We start from the raw sequence: 14969 nt of genomic DNA, 5'->3' as shown, positions 1-14969 counted from the left end.
ACTCATCGGGAAGCCATGATGATTGGCATTAAAAGCATAGCGAGTTACGTGCCCACTGCTGGCGTGGATAACTACGCTCAAGGTGCCAGTTTCGGCAAGGATGAAGATTTCATCCTCGGGAAAATCGGTTCCACGTTCCTGCCGCGTAAAGACGCTGGCCAGGAAACCTCGGACCTGTGCGTTGAGGCGGCCAATACCCTGTTTGCCAACAACCCGCAGCTCAAGCGCGAAAGTATTGACGTTTTGATCGTCGTCACCCAGAACGGTGACGAAGAGGGGCTGCCGCATACCGCAGCCATCGTTCAGGACAAGCTGGGTCTGTCGACCAATGTCGCTGCGTTCGACATATCACTGGGCTGTTCCGGCTATGTCTATGGCATCTACGCGATCAAGGGGTTCATGGAGGCAGCAGGGCTGAAAAACGGCCTGCTGATAACCGCTGACCCGTATTCGAAAATCGTCGACCCGCAGGACCGCAACACCACCATGTTGTTTGGCGATGCAGCCACAGCGACCTGGATGGGCGAGGACGCTGCCTGGCAACTGGGCAAGGCAAAATTCGGCACCGATGGTTCGGGTGCGCCGCACTTGAAGGTCAGCAACGGCGTGTTTTTCATGAACGGTCGTCAGGTGTTCAATTTTGCGCTGCTGAAAGTACCGGCGCACCTGCACGAACTGTTGGGAGAGTCAGACCTGACGCCTGACGATATCGATGCATTCTGCATTCATCAGGGCAGCGCTGCTATTGTCGATGCCGTGGCACGCCGCTTTGAAGACAAACCCGAGAAATTTCTCAAGGACATGGTTGAAACGGGTAACACCGTGTCGTCGAGCATTCCATTGCTGATTGAAAAGCACGTACTCAACTCTTCGTGGCATCGAGTAGCACTGAGCGGTTTTGGCGTGGGGCTTTCCTGGGGTTCTGCGATTATCTATAAAGCCTGAATCGCCGCAGGCTAAAAACAGCGCCCGTGACTAGTTCACCGGGCGCTTTTTTTTGAATAATCGATTCTGGTCACATTTTTGAACTTCTACAGTGGCCTGCTCTTTCTGGAACGTGAAGTTCAGACAACGGGTTTTCTCGCGTCATGTTGGTTTGGTTTCGCCCCAAACCCTTGTTTTATAAGGGGTGCATGCATGATGGCAAAATATTCAAAAAAAAACACTCAAGCAACCTGCCATCGCGACGATAACTATTACGAAGGTTCTCTAGGCACACCCGGCGCTTGCAGGGGCCGGAAGCCACGTAGTACCAAACCAACGAGGAATTCATCATGGCTTTAACAGTAAACACCAACGTAGCATCGTTGAACGTCCAGAAGAACCTGGGTCGCGCTTCCGACGCACTTTCGACCTCGATGACTCGTCTGTCTTCCGGTTCGAAAATCAACAGCGCCAAAGATGACGCTGCCGGCATGCAAATCGCTACCAAGATCACTTCGCAGATCCGTGGTCAGACAATGGCGATCAAAAACGCCAACGACGGTATGTCTCTGGCGCAGACCGCTGAAGGCGCACTGCAAGAGTCGACCAACATTCTGCAGCGTATGCGTGAACTGGCTGTTCAGTCGCGAAACGACAGCAACAGCTCGACTGACCGTGACGCGCTGAACAAAGAATTCACCGCGATGAGTTCCGAGCTGACCCGTATCGCTCAAAGTACCAACCTGAACGGCAAGAACCTGCTCGACGGTTCCGCCAGCACCATGACTTTCCAGGTCGGCTCCAACTCGGGCGCTTCGAACCAGATCACTCTGGCTCTGAGCGCAAGCTTCGACGCCAACACCCTGGGTGTCGGTTCGGCTGTGACCATCGCTGGTTCCGATAGCACCACTGCAGAGACCAACTTCTCTGCCGCTATCGCCGCCATCGACTCGGCTCTGCAGACCATCAACTCCACCCGTGCTGACCTCGGTGCTGCACAAAACCGTCTGACCAGCACCATCTCCAACCTGCAGAACATCAACGAAAACGCCAGTGCTGCACTGGGTCGCGTACAAGATACCGACTTCGCTGCTGAAACTGCACAGCTGACCAAGCAACAGACCCTGCAACAGGCTTCCACCTCTGTTCTGGCTCAGGCTAACCAGCTGCCATCCGCTGTACTGAAACTGCTTCAGTAATATCGGCATGAGTTTTAGCGGGGGAGTGCGTAATAGCGCTCTCTCGCTTTTTTACTTTCGGAGGTGATGGTCATGGATATGAGTGTAAAGCTGAGCGTGTCTTATCCGGCCGCTCAACCGGCGAGTCAGGCGCCAGTGCCAGACAAGTCTGTTGACAAGCCTGCCGATACGCCGTCAGTCGAGCGTGTTGCCGCCACGGCGGAAAGTAAAGGCTCAGATCTGCACAAGGATGACTCCCACGACGAGGCGAAAGTCAAAGCCGCGGCAGAAGACATCCAGAAATTTTTTCACTCGGTGAAGCGCAATCTCGAGTTTTCGATTGATGAAGCTTCTGGCAAAGTGATCGTCAAGGTCATTGCCAGTGACTCGGGTGAAGTGGTAAGACAAATTCCCAATGCAGAAATCCTGAAACTGGCCGATAGCCTGAGTGATGCGAACAGCTTGTTGTTCCGCGCCAAGGCCTGATTGTCAGTACGGTATTTGTTGCCGTTTTGCGAGACCTGTGAAAAGGCGGTGAAACCGGCGACATTCTTGAAGGGAGAAGCAAATGGCTAGTCCAATTACATCTACAACAGGCCTGGGTTCGGGTCTGGCAATCACGGCCATCGTTGAAGGTCTTGTGGGTGCCGAGAAAGCGCCCAAGCAAAACCAGATCGACAAGCAGACCGCCGCTACAACCGCATCGTTGTCGGGTGTGAGTCAGCTGACGTCGGCACTGGCCGCGTTCCAGAAAACCCTGGATACCCTGGGTAGCTCAACGACGCCTGCGTTTCAGGGCTTTGCTGCGACATCTGCCAACGAGGCGGTGGTCAAGGCAACGGCCGGCAACACGGCCGTCAACGGTACTTACGCGATCGGTATCACCCAGCTGGCAACGCCTTCAAAGGTGGCCACAGCTGCGCTGAATTCCACGCAGGCGAGTGCTATTCCGAGTGGTACCCTGAAAATCACTCAGAATGGCACTGACTACAGTGTCGTGATCGACAAGACCTCGACGTTGCAGGAAGTGCGCGACAAGATCAACTCGTCGCTGCAGGGTAAAGGCATTACTGCCAACATCATCAACGACGACAATGGTGCCAGGCTGGTATTCAGCTCGACGACCACCGGCAAGGGCAGTGATATTTCGGTAGTGGGTGCTTCCGGTCAGGAAGCGCTGAATATCGATGGCACCAAGCTGATGAGCGATACCAGCACGGGGACCGATGCCAACGGCAAGGCGATTCCCGGTGCTGGCGCTATTACTGCGACCGCCAAGGATGCTGCTTTCACTGTTGACGGCCTGAGCCTGACCAGCAAGACGAATACAGTCAGTACCGCGATTTCCGGCCTGACTTTCGATCTGGTTGCGCCAACTGCTGCTGGAGCAACCACTACCGTCACCGTCGCCACCAACACCGATGGGTTGAAAGCGTCGCTGCAGTCCTTCGTGGACTCTTACAACACGCTGGCCACCCTAGTGACTTCCCTGACCAAGGGGTCGATCAGCGACAAAGGTGTTTACACGGCGGCCGCGCTGACTGGCGATGCCACGCCGCGCGCGCTGCTGGCGACTATCCGTGATCAGCTGGCGAGTGCCTCTTCAAGTGCCGGCCTCAGTGCTCTTTCGCAGTTGGGCATCAAGACCCAGCAGTCCAACGGTACGCTGTCACTGGACACTGCTACATTCACAGCAGCGCTGAACGATAAAAAACTGGGCAGTCAGATTCAGACGATGTTCACTGGTACGGGGGCAACAAATGCCGACGGTACGGTTGATGGCGGCCTGGTTTCGCGTATGACCAAGGCGCTTCTGCCCTACACAAAGTCTGACGGTGTTCTGGCCAGCAAGACGAGCAGTCTTAATAAAATACAGACTCGTATTGCCAGTGATCAGGACGCACTGGATCGTCGTATTACAAGCTTGACGGCGAGTTTGACCAAGAAATACAACGCGATGGACCTGGTTGTAGGGCAGCTCAAGGCGACCGCTACCAGCATCACGTCGATCTTCGAAGCGATGAACGCGCAGAAAAACGCTTCGTAAATTCGTTTTACAGAAGTATCAAGAACCCGACTCCGTGTCGGGTTTCTGCTTTTGGGCTAAAGTTTCTGCGCCATGCGTCGATAGCTTGAGTATCAGTATTATGGATTTGCGACGAGGTCCCCCTTATGAATCCGATGTTAGCGTTGCGGCAGTATCAGAAGATCGGCTCCCAGGCTCAGACCTCGGAAGCCAGTCCTCACCGTCTGGTTCAAATGTTGATGGAGGGTGGCCTCGACCGTATCGCTCAAGCCAAGGGTGCCATGGCGCGCAAGGACGTCGCCAGCAAAGGCGTGTTCATCAGCAAGGCGATCGGCATCGTAGGTGGTCTGCGTGAAGGGCTTGACCTGGACAACGCCCCCAGCGAAGCGCTGGTCAGGCAGGACAGCCTTTATCACTACATGATGACGCGTCTGGCCGAAGCCAACGCACGCAACGATCAGAAGATGCTCGACGAGGTTGCCGGGCTGCTGATCACCGTCAAGGAAGGCTGGGATGCTATCGGTACCGCACAAGCACAACAATAAGTTGCTGCCCTGAGGAGAACAACAAGATGAGTGCTGCGCTCAAGCGTATCGAAGAAACCCGGGAAGCACTGGTGGGGGCGCTTGCCGAACGCGACTGGGAGGCTATCGTCAAACTTGACCTGGCGTGTCGCGAATGTGTCGATGCGGTGGTCAGCGAAGCGCCTGCTGACGAACCGGCTCTGCGCAGCAACCTTGAGGAGTTATTGGGGGTCTACAGGCAACTGATTGATGTTGCAACCGGGGAGCGTCAAGCAGTCGTCGATGAAATGACTCAAATCCAGAATGCGAAGAACGCGACGAAGGTATACCATCTGTTCGGTTAATGTTTAATTGTCATTTTTATTGTTCGACAAGAATTTCGCCATAAATTTGACTGTGTTCGTTTTTTTGACTTAACTAGTGATGTTTACTATTTTCTGGCGTCTCAAGGTTTATACAGCTGAGATGCCAAGCTGCCCCCCAATCATGGGCATTGAGTTGACTAGGGAAGTTGCTATTGCATGTTGCGTGAAATCAAGATTCTGCTAATCGATGACGATAGCCAGCGCCGCCGGGATCTGGCGGTTATACTGAATTTTCTTGGCGAAGAAAACCTCTCCTGTTCAAGCCAGGACTGGCAGCAGGTGGTCGGCTCTCTGGCATCTCCGCGAGAAGTCCTTTGTGTGCTGGTCGGCAGCGTAAACGCGCCGGGCAGCCTTCAAGGGCTTCTTAAGACCATCGCAGCATGGGATGAGTTCCTTCCTGTGCTGCTTATGAGTGAAAATTCTTCTGTCGAGTTGCCGGAGGACCTGCGCAGGCGGGTTCTTTCCGCGCTTGAGATGCCGCCCAGCTACAGCAAGCTGCTCGACTCCCTGCACCGTGCCCAGGTCTATCGCGAGATGTACGACCAGGCCCGCGAGCGTGGACGTCATCGTGAGCCGAACCTGTTCCGCAGTCTGGTGGGAACCAGTCGCGCGAATCAGCATGTGCGGCAGATGATGCAGCAGGTCGCTGACACTGACGCCAGCGTTTTGATTCTCGGTGAGTCTGGGACTGGCAAGGAAGTGGTAGCGCGCAACCTGCACTATCACTCCAAGCGCCGCGATGCGCCGTTTGTGCCGGTCAACTGCGGTGCCATTCCGGCCGAGCTGCTCGAAAGCGAGTTGTTCGGGCATGAGAAGGGCGCGTTTACCGGGGCAATCACCAGTCGTGCCGGCCGTTTCGAGCTTGCCAACGGCGGTACGCTGTTCCTTGATGAAATTGGTGACATGCCGCTGCCCATGCAGGTCAAGTTGCTGCGCGTGTTGCAGGAGCGCACTTTCGAGCGCGTGGGCAGCAACAAGACGCAGAGCATCGACGTGCGCATTATTGCCGCGACGCACAAGAATCTCGAAAACATGATCGAGCTTGGCAGCTTCCGCGAAGACCTTTATTACCGTCTCAATGTGTTCCCCATCGAGATGGCACCGTTGCGCGAGCGTGTTGAAGACATTCCGCTGTTGATGAACGAACTGATTTCGCGCATGGAGCATGAAAAGCGCGGCTCGATTCGTTTCAATTCCGCAGCCATCATGTCGCTGTGTCGTCATGCCTGGCCGGGCAACGTTCGCGAGCTGGCCAACCTGGTCGAGCGCATGGCGATCATGCACCCGTACGGCGTGATCGGCGTGGCCGAGCTGCCGAAGAAATTCCGCTATGTCGATGACGAAGACGAGCAGATGGTCGACAGCATGCGCAGCGATATCGAAGAGCGCGTCGCCATCAACAGCAACACGCCGAATTTCGCGTCGGGCGCAATGCTGCCGCCTGAAGGTCTGGACCTGAAAGACTATCTGGGTGGTCTGGAGCAGGGTCTGATTCAGCAGGCGCTCGACGACGCGAACGGTATTGTTGCCCGTGCTGCAGAGCGTTTACGGATTCGTCGCACCACGCTGGTCGAGAAGATGCGCAAGTACGGTATGAGCCGTCGCGAAGGTGATGAACAGGCAGATGATTGACGCCTGTCTGTAGCGCCAAAAATCAAGCCCCTGAATTTTCAGGGTTTTTTTTTCGGCACGAGGATTGCAAAGTCCCTCTCAACACACCGTTTACTGACGGTTCGCCACGAGAGAGATGAACTATGTCCCAGGCCGCCCAACTGACTTCTGCCCTATCTGCTCAGGCTCAATACTCCCCGGAGCTGGAAAGTCGTCAGGGGCTTGAGCAGGCGTTCTCGCTGTTCAATCAAATGTCGGCACAATTGACTGACTCCTATGGTCTGCTCGAAGCGCGTGTCACTGAACTCAAGGGCGAACTGGCCCATGCCGGTGCCCAGCGCCTGCAAGAGCTGGCGGAAAAGGAGCGGCTGGCCAACCGCCTGCAGAACCTGCTTGATCTGCTCCCCGGTGGCGTAATCGTTATTGATGGCATGGGCGTGGTTCGCGAAGCCAACCCTGCGGCAATTGATCTGCTGGGTCAGCCATTGCTGGGCATGCTCTGGCGTCACGTCATCAGTCGGTGTTTTGCCCCGCGTGAAGACGATGGCCACGAAGTCTCGCTCAAGGACGGCCGCAGGCTTTCCATTGCAACCCGCTCGCTGGACGCTGAACCCGGGCAGTTGGTGCTGCTTAATGACTTGACCGAAACCCGCCATCTCCAGGAGCAACTGGCGCGTCACGAGCGCTTGTCATCGCTGGGTCGGATGGTCGCTTCTTTGGCGCATCAGATTCGTACACCGTTGTCGGCCGCGATGATCTACGCCAGTCATCTGACCGAGCAGGAATTGCCGGTGGAAACCCAGCAGCGCTTTGCCGCACGGCTCAAGGATCGTCTGCATGAGCTCGAGCATCAGGTTCGCGACATGCTGGTGTTTGCCCGTGGCGAGTTGCCGCTGACGGATCGCCTGACGCCCGTTGCCTTGTTTCAGGCTTTGCAAAACGCTGCGGTCACCCATGTGCAGGGCGTACCGGTGCGTTGGCAGTGCGACAGTATTGAAGGCGAGTTGCTGTGCAATCGCGACACGTTGGTTGGTTCGTTGCTCAACCTGATTGAAAACGCCGTCCAGGCCAGTGCTGGCCGGACACTGCTGAAAGTTCATGTGTACAGCCGCGGCAATGTGTTGCGCATATGCTTCAGCGATAATGGCAGTGGTATGGACAAGGCTGCGCTGGCGCGTATCGGCGAGCCGTTTTTCACCACCAAGACCACCGGCACCGGGCTTGGTCTGGCTGTGGTGACGGCGGTGTCGCGTGCGCATCAGGGCGGCGTGCATTATCTGTCGCGGGTCGGTCGTGGCACCTGTGCAATTGTCAGCCTGCCATTGATTCCGGCTTCCGGCTCGATGGGTAACAACTGATGTCGATCAACGTGCTGTTGGTCGAGGACGACCGTTCGCTGCGCGAGGCACTTGGGGAAACCCTTGAATTGGCTGGCTATGGATACCAGGCGGTCGGCTCTGCTGAAGAGGCGTTGGTCGCAGCCGAGGCGCAACCGTTCAGTCTGGTGATCAGCGACGTCAACATGCCGGGTATGGACGGTCATCAGTTGCTGAGCCTGTTGCGCAGTCGGCATCCGCAACTGCCGGTATTGCTGATGACCGCTCACGGCGCCGTTGATCGCGCGGTCGATGCCATGCGTCAGGGCGCGGCCGATTATCTGGTCAAGCCTTTCGAGCCCAAGGCCCTGATTGCATTGGTTGCACGACATGCACTGGGTCGTCTGGAGCCTGCCGAGCGCGACGGGCCGATTGCTGTTGAACCCGCCAGTATCCAGTTATTGAACCTGGCCAGCCGTGTGGCGAAGAGCGACTCCACTGTGCTCATCTCCGGTGAGTCCGGCACAGGCAAGGAAGTGCTGGCGCGTTTCATTCATCAAAATTCTCCGCGTGCCGATAAGCCTTTTATTGCGATCAACTGCGCTGCGATTCCGGACAATATGCTGGAAGCGACGCTGTTCGGTCATGAAAAGGGCTCGTTTACCGGCGCCATTGCCGCGCAGGCCGGCAAGTTCGAACAGGCTGACGGCGGGACAATCCTGCTTGACGAGATTTCCGAAATGCCACTGGGGCTGCAGGCCAAACTGTTGCGTGTGTTGCAGGAGCGGGAAGTCGAGCGCGTGGGTGCGCGCAAGCCGATCATTCTGGATATTCGCGTTGTGGCTACTACCAACCGCGATCTGGCAGGGGAAGTGGCGGCGGGGCGCTTTCGCGAAGATCTGTTTTATCGCCTGTCGGTATTTCCACTGGCCTGGCAGGCGCTGCGTCAAAGGACTGCCGATATTCTGCCACTGGCCGAGCGGCTTCTGGCCAAGCACGTCAATAAAATGAAGCACGCGCCGGTTCGTCTTTCTGCCGAGGCGCAGCAGTGTCTGGTCAGCTACCCCTGGCCTGGCAATGTGCGTGAGCTGGATAACGCCGTGCAGCGAGCCTTGATTCTGCAGCAGGGCGGGGTGATACAGGCGCAGGATTTCTGTCTCTCCGGGCCGGTGACAAGTCTTCCAGCCGCTGCCGTGGTGGAGGCTGTGCCGTCTTTGCCTGTCACATCCTCGCCTGATAATGCAGGTGCTGGTGGCAATGCGGAGTCTGTCGGTGCCCTGGGTGATGACCTCAGGCGTCGCGAGTTTCAGATGATTATTGACACGCTGCGTGCCGAGCGCGGTCGTCGCAAGGAGGCCGCCGAGCGCCTGGGTATCAGCCCGCGTACCTTGCGTTACAAGCTGGCGCAGATGCGCGATGCCGGGATGGATGTGGAAGCCTATCTGTTCGCTACCTGAACCGGTGGCGCTGATCGGTGGTTGTGATCGCCGGTCACTGAATATTCGTATAAACGGCGCAAGCCGGAAATATCCGGATACCCCCATGAATACGGGAGGTCTGGAGTGATTTCATGTCGGGCAACATGGTATTCCCATTTGGTGTGGCAAATAGCCGCCATCTAGCTGGCACCGTTGTTGCTATGTCTTCTGTACCCGCTGAATCAGTGTCAAAAATTTGCGGGCCTTACGAGAGAAACGTCCATGAGCCAAGGTGTTGAATTTAATCGCTTGATGTTGGATATGCGGGCCATGCAGATGGATGCGATGTCTGCACCCAAGCCCGTGTCCGGCGCGCAGGAAGCCGGCGCCAGCAGCTTTGCCGACATGCTTGGCCAGGCCGTCAACAAGGTCGCGCAGACCCAGCAGGCCTCCAGCCAGTTGGCCAATGCATTTGAAATCGGCAAGAGCGGCGTGGATCTGACCGACGTCATGATTTCGTCGCAGAAAGCCAGCGTGTCTTTTCAAGCGTTGACCCAGGTGCGTAACAAGCTGGTTCAAGCTTATCAAGACATCATGCAGATGCCGGTTTAAGGGACGTACTGAGTCATGGCCGAAGCAACTGCCGATCCCGTTCCAGCAAGAGCGGGCGCTTCCGATAAGAAACCGTTGTTCGGTTTGTCTTTTCTGGAAAACCTTTCCGAAATGACCATGCTGCGTCAGATCGGCCTTATGGTCGGTCTTGCCGCGAGCGTGGCCATCGGCTTTGCCGTGGTGCTCTGGTCCCAGCAGCCTGACTATCGTCCGCTTTATGGCAGCCTGGCGGGCATGGACAGCAAGCAGATCATGGACACTCTGACTGCGGCGAATATCAACTACACCGTCGAACCCAATTCCGGCGCGTTGCTGGTCAAGTCCGATGATGTGCAGCGTGCGCGTATCCAGCTGGCGCAGGCAGGCGTGGTGCAGAACGACGCCAACATCGGTTTCGAAATCCTCGACAAGGATCAGGGCCTGGGGACCAGTCAGTTCATGGAAGCCACGCGCTATCGTCGTGGTCTGGAAGGCGAACTGGCACGTACCATCTCTGCCCTGAACAACGTCAAGGGTGCCCGTGTGCACCTGGCGATTCCGAAGAGTTCGGTGTTTGTCCGTGACGACCGCAAGCCAAGCGCTTCGGTACTGGTCGAGCTGTATGCTGGCCGCTCGCTGGAGCCCAGCCAGGTTATGGCCATTATCAACCTGGTGGCCACCAGTGTTCCCGAGCTGAGCAAGTCGCAGATCACGGTTGTCGACCAGAAGGGCGCTTTGCTGTCCGATCAGGCGGAAAACTCCGAACTGACCATGGCTGGCAAGCAGTTCGACTACAGCCGTCGCATGGAAGGCATGCTGACCCAGCGTGTGCAGAACATTCTGCAGCCGATTCTGGGCAACGATCGCTACAAGGCTGAAGTCTCGGCAGTAGTCGATTTCAGCGCCGTCGAATCGACCGCCGAAAGCTTCAACCCTGACCAGCCTGCCTTGCGCAGCGAGCAGTCGGTCAACGAACAGCGCTCCAGCAGTTCAAGCACGGGCGGCGTTCCGGGCGCGTTGAGCAACCAGCCGCCAGGTCCTGCGACGGCTCCGCAGAATGCAACGGCCGGTGCGGCCGGTGCTGCCGGCCCTATCGCTCCAGGCCAACCGCTGCTGGATGCCAATGGTCAACAGATCATGGACCCGGCGACCGGTCAGCCAGCGTTGGCTCCTTACCCGGCCGACAAACGCGTGCAGTCGACCAAGAATTTCGAGCTGGACCGTTCGATCAGTCACACCAAGCAGCAGCAGGGCCGTCTGACTCGTCTGTCAGTTGCGGTGGTAGTCGACGACATGGTCAAGACCAACGCCGCCAACGGCGAAGTCACTCGTGCTCCGTGGAGCGCGGCGGACCTGGCTCGCTTTACCCGTCTGGTGCAGGATGCCGTCGGTTTCGACGCCAGCCGCGGCGACAGCGTCAGCGTGATCAACGTGCCATTCTCCAGCGAGCGCGCTGAAGTGTTGCCAGAGGCGTCGTTCTACTCGCAGCCGTGGTTCTGGGACATCGTCAAACAGGCGGTGGGTGTGATCTTCATCCTGATCCTGGTGTTCGGCGTGTTGCGTCCGGTGTTGACCAACATCACCACCGGCAAGAGCAAGGAGCTGGCCGGTTTCGGTGGCGACGCCGAGCTGGGTGGCATGGGCGGCCTGGATGGTGAGTTGTCCAACGACCGCGTCAGTCTGGGTGGCCCGCAAAGTATTCTGCTGCCTAGCCCGACCGAGGGTTATGACGCACAGCTGAACGCAATCAAGAGCTTGGTGGCCGAAGATCCGGGTCGTGTGGCCCAGGTCGTGAAAGAGTGGATTAACACTGATGAATGATCGAGCCATGGTAGCCAAACTCTCCAAAGTCGAGAAAGCTGCAGTGTTGCTGCTTTCCCTCGGCGAAACCGACGCTGCTCAGGTGCTCCGGCACATGGGTCCCAAGGAAGTCCAGAAAGTGGGCGTAGCGATGGCTCAGATGCGCAATGTGCATCGCGAGCAGGTCGAAGAGGTCATGAGCGAGTTTGTCGACATCGTCGGCGACCAGACCAGCCTTGGCGTCGGTTCCGATGGCTATATCCGCAAGATGCTGACCCAGGCACTGGGCGAAGACAAGGCCAACGGCCTGATCGACCGGATCCTGCTGGGTGGCAACACCAGCGGTCTGGACAGCCTCAAGTGGATGGAGCCGCGTGCCGTCGCCGACGTGATCCGTTTCGAGCACCCGCAGATTCAGGCCATCGTGGTGGCGTATCTTGACGCTGACCAGGCGGGCGAGGTGCTTGGGCATTTCGACCACAAGGTCCGTCTGGATATCATCCTGCGCGTTTCCTCGCTCAATACAGTGCAGCCAGCAGCGCTCAAAGAGCTTAACCAGATTCTCGAGAAGCAGTTCTCCGGTAACGCCAACACGTCGCGTACCACCCTGGGTGGTATCAAGCGTGCAGCCGACATCATGAACTTCCTCGACAGCTCCATCGAAGGCGCGCTCATGGATTCGATCCGCGAGGTCGACGAAGACCTTTCGGTACAGATCGAAGACCTCATGTTTGTCTTCAACAACCTCTCCGACGTGGACGACCGCGGTATTCAGGCGCTGTTGCGCGAAGTATCCTCGGACGTGCTGGTACTGGCGCTGAAGGGCTCGGACGAGGCGATCAAGGAAAAAATCTTCAAGAACATGTCCAAGCGTGCCGCCGAACTGTTGCGCGACGACCTGGAAGCAAAAGGTCCGGTGCGTGTCAGCGATGTGGAAACCGCCCAGAAAGAAATCCTCACCATTGCGCGTCGTATGGCCGAGGCCGGCGAGATCGTACTCGGTGGCAAGGGTGGCGAGGAAATGATCTAAGGATTCAGCCGACTCATGTCCAGTTCCAATAAAGAATCGGCCAGCGACCTCATTCGCGCCAAGGACGCCGGGCTACTCGATATCTGGTCGTTGCCCAGCTTCGATCCACATGTGGAACCCGAGCCTGAGCCCGAACCGGAACCGGTCGATGAACCGGCCGAGATGGAAGAAGTACCGCTGGATGAAGTTCAGCCGTTGACCCTGGAGGAGCTGGAAAGCATCCGCCAGGAGGCGTGGAACGAAGGCTTCGCCACCGGTGAAAAGGAAGGCTTTCACAGCACCCAGCTAAAAGTGCGCCAGGAAGCGGAAGTCGTTCTTGCGGCCAAGGTCGCAAGCCTGGAACAACTGATGGGCCACCTGTTGGCACCTATCGCCGAGCAGGACACACAGATCGAAAAGGCCGTCATTCATCTGGTCGAGCACATCGCGCGGCAGGTCATTCAGCGCGAACTGGTCACTGATTCCGGGCAGATCGCCAGCGTGTTGCGCGATGCCCTCAAGCTATTGCCGATGGGTGCGCAGAACCTGCGAATTTTCATCAATCCTCAGGACTTCCTGCTGGTCAAGGCCATGCGCGAGCGTCATGAAGAGTCGTGGAAAATAGTCGAAGACGAAGACTTGCTGCCGGGTGGTTGCCGTATCGAAACCGAGCACAGTCGTATTGATGCCAGTGTCGAAACGCGAATCGCCCTGGCTATTTCCAAAATGCATGACCAGTTGCATGAGCAGGTGACGCATCCGGCTGCGGCGGACCTCAGCGTCGAGCTGGAGGCTGCGCCCGGCAAGGCTTCCAGTGCAGCCGAAGCTGACGCGGACACGCTCGATGCGCCTTGATCGCACCAGTTTCGGCAAGCGCCTCGGCTCCTACGCCGAGTCGATCAGTCTGCCTGCCCAGCCCGTTGTAGAGGGCCGCCTGCTGCGTATGGTTGGCCTGACACTAGAGGCCGAGGGCCTGCGTGCTGCGATGGGCAGCCGTTGTGTGGTCATCAACGATGACAGTCATCACCCGGTCGAAGTCGAAGCCGAAGTGATGGGGTTTTCTGGCGGCAAGGTGTTTCTTATGCCGGTCGGCAGCGTGGCGGGCATTGCGCCCGGTGCGCGGGTCGTGCCACTGGCCGATACCGGTCGCCTGCCAATGGGCATGAGCATGCTGGGCCGTGTGCTTGACGGCGCGGGCCGGCCGCTGGACGGCCGCTCGCCGATCAAGGCTGAAGACTGGGTGCCAATGGATGGCCCGACCATCAACCCGCTCAAGCGTGACCCCATCAGCCAGCCGCTGGATGTCGGCATTCGCTGCATCAACGGTTTATTGACGGTTGGCCGCGGTCAGCGTCTGGGGTTGTTTGCCGGTACCGGTGTGGGCAAGAGTGTGCTGCTGGGCATGATGACGCGCTTCACCGAGGCGGACATCATCGTCGTCGGCCTGATCGGTGAGCGGGGTCGTGAGGTCAAGGAGTTCATCGAGCACATTCTTGGCGAAGAGGGCCTGAAGCGCTCGGTGGTGGTTGCATCGCCAGCCGATGATGCGCCGCTGATGCGGCTGCGCGCTGCCATGTATTGCACGCGGATCGCCGAATACTTTCGTGACAAGGGCAAGAATGTCCTGCTGCTGATGGACTCGCTGACCCGTTTTGCTCAGGCTCAGCGGGAAATCGCCCTGGCCATTGGCGAGCCGCCAGCCACCAAAGGCTACCCGCCCTCTGTGTTCGCCCGGTTGCCCAAGCTGGTGGAGCGCGCAGGCAATGCCGAGGCGGGTGGTGGTTCTATCACGGCCTTTTACACGGTGCTGTCGGAAGGCGATGACCAGCAGGACCCGATTGCCGACTCCGCGCGTGGTGTGCTCGACGGCCACATCGTGCTGTCCCGGCGTCTGGCTGAAGAAGGCCATTACCCGGCCATCGATATCGAAGCCTCCATCAGCCGGGTCATGCCTGCGGTGGTCAGCCCCGAGCACATGGCGCGTGCGCAGCATTTCAAACAGTTGTGGTCGCGCTATCAGCAGACTCGCGACCTTATTAGCGTGGGTGCCTATGTGGCGGGTGGTGATCGCGAGACCGACATGGCGATTGCGTTGCACCCGGTGTTGGTGCGCTATCAGCGCCAGGGCCTGCGAGACAACGAAAGCATGCAAGGCAGTGGCGAGGCGCTGGCGTCTATATTCGCACCGGCACCTGGCGGCTGATAGC

General features: G+C 57.8%; 14 protein-coding genes. All 14 read left to right on the top strand.

Annotated features, from left to right (window positions below; genetic code table 11):
- Positions 1–18 precede the first annotated feature (18 nt).
- Complete coding sequence (locus tag LJU29_RS18050) at positions 19–945, top strand: ketoacyl-ACP synthase III (protein ID WP_002554302.1); 927 nt, start codon at positions 19–21, stop codon at positions 943–945.
- Positions 946–1274: 329 nt separating this feature from the next.
- On the top strand, positions 1275–2123 hold the full coding sequence (locus tag LJU29_RS18045) for a flagellin domain-containing protein (RefSeq protein ID WP_257111014.1): 849 nt from the start codon (positions 1275–1277) through the stop codon (positions 2121–2123).
- A 72-nt stretch (positions 2124–2195) separates the two neighbouring features.
- Positions 2196–2588 (top strand): flagellar protein FlaG, encoded by a 393-nt coding sequence (locus LJU29_RS18040; protein WP_257112780.1) that lies wholly within the window; start codon positions 2196–2198, stop codon positions 2586–2588.
- Between the two features lie 82 nt (positions 2589–2670).
- Complete coding sequence (gene fliD, locus LJU29_RS18035; RefSeq protein WP_004664447.1) at positions 2671–4149, top strand: flagellar filament capping protein FliD; 1479 nt, start codon at positions 2671–2673, stop codon at positions 4147–4149.
- Between the two features lie 125 nt (positions 4150–4274).
- The gene (gene fliS, locus LJU29_RS18030) at positions 4275–4673 is read left to right on the top strand and encodes a flagellar export chaperone FliS (RefSeq protein WP_002554298.1); all 399 of its coding nucleotides are present in this window, start codon (positions 4275–4277) and stop codon (positions 4671–4673) included.
- Positions 4674–4699: 26 nt separating this feature from the next.
- Positions 4700–4996: a flagellar protein FliT gene (fliT, locus tag LJU29_RS18025; RefSeq protein WP_002554297.1), complete on the top strand. Its 297-nt coding sequence runs from the start codon at positions 4700–4702 to the stop codon at positions 4994–4996.
- Positions 4997–5173: 177 nt separating this feature from the next.
- Positions 5174–6649, top strand: coding sequence for a transcriptional regulator FleQ (gene fleQ / locus LJU29_RS18020; RefSeq protein WP_257111013.1), 1476 nt, complete (start codon positions 5174–5176; stop codon positions 6647–6649).
- 122 nt (positions 6650–6771) lie between these two features.
- The gene (locus tag LJU29_RS18015; protein ID WP_054078054.1) at positions 6772–7986 is read left to right on the top strand and encodes a sensor histidine kinase; all 1215 of its coding nucleotides are present in this window, start codon (positions 6772–6774) and stop codon (positions 7984–7986) included.
- The gene (locus tag LJU29_RS18010; protein ID WP_004664453.1) at positions 7986–9401 is read left to right on the top strand and encodes a sigma-54-dependent transcriptional regulator; all 1416 of its coding nucleotides are present in this window, start codon (positions 7986–7988) and stop codon (positions 9399–9401) included. Before LJU29_RS18015 ends, LJU29_RS18010 begins: the two co-directional genes overlap by 1 nt.
- 243 nt (positions 9402–9644) lie before the next feature.
- Positions 9645–9974 (top strand): flagellar hook-basal body complex protein FliE, encoded by a 330-nt coding sequence (gene fliE, locus LJU29_RS18005; protein WP_002554293.1) that lies wholly within the window; start codon positions 9645–9647, stop codon positions 9972–9974.
- 15 nt (positions 9975–9989) lie between these two features.
- Positions 9990–11774, top strand: a complete 1785-nt coding sequence (gene fliF, locus LJU29_RS18000) for a flagellar basal-body MS-ring/collar protein FliF (RefSeq protein ID WP_002554292.1) — start codon at positions 9990–9992, stop codon at positions 11772–11774.
- The gene (gene fliG, locus LJU29_RS17995; protein WP_002554291.1) at positions 11767–12783 is read left to right on the top strand and encodes a flagellar motor switch protein FliG; all 1017 of its coding nucleotides are present in this window, start codon (positions 11767–11769) and stop codon (positions 12781–12783) included. Before fliF ends, fliG begins: the two co-directional genes overlap by 8 nt.
- A 15-nt stretch (positions 12784–12798) precedes the next feature.
- The gene (fliH, locus tag LJU29_RS17990; RefSeq protein ID WP_054072791.1) at positions 12799–13617 is read left to right on the top strand and encodes a flagellar assembly protein FliH; all 819 of its coding nucleotides are present in this window, start codon (positions 12799–12801) and stop codon (positions 13615–13617) included.
- On the top strand, positions 13607–14965 hold the full coding sequence (gene fliI, locus LJU29_RS17985; protein WP_004664459.1) for a flagellar protein export ATPase FliI: 1359 nt from the start codon (positions 13607–13609) through the stop codon (positions 14963–14965). The genes fliH and fliI overlap by 11 nt, the downstream gene beginning before the upstream one ends.
- Positions 14966–14969 lie beyond the last annotated feature (4 nt).

Source organism: Pseudomonas ficuserectae, from assembly GCF_024584585.1.
Taxonomy (GTDB): domain Bacteria; phylum Pseudomonadota; class Gammaproteobacteria; order Pseudomonadales; family Pseudomonadaceae; genus Aquipseudomonas; species Aquipseudomonas amygdali.
Note: the sequence above shows the minus strand (reverse complement) of the source record. Positions and strands in the feature narration are given on the sequence as shown.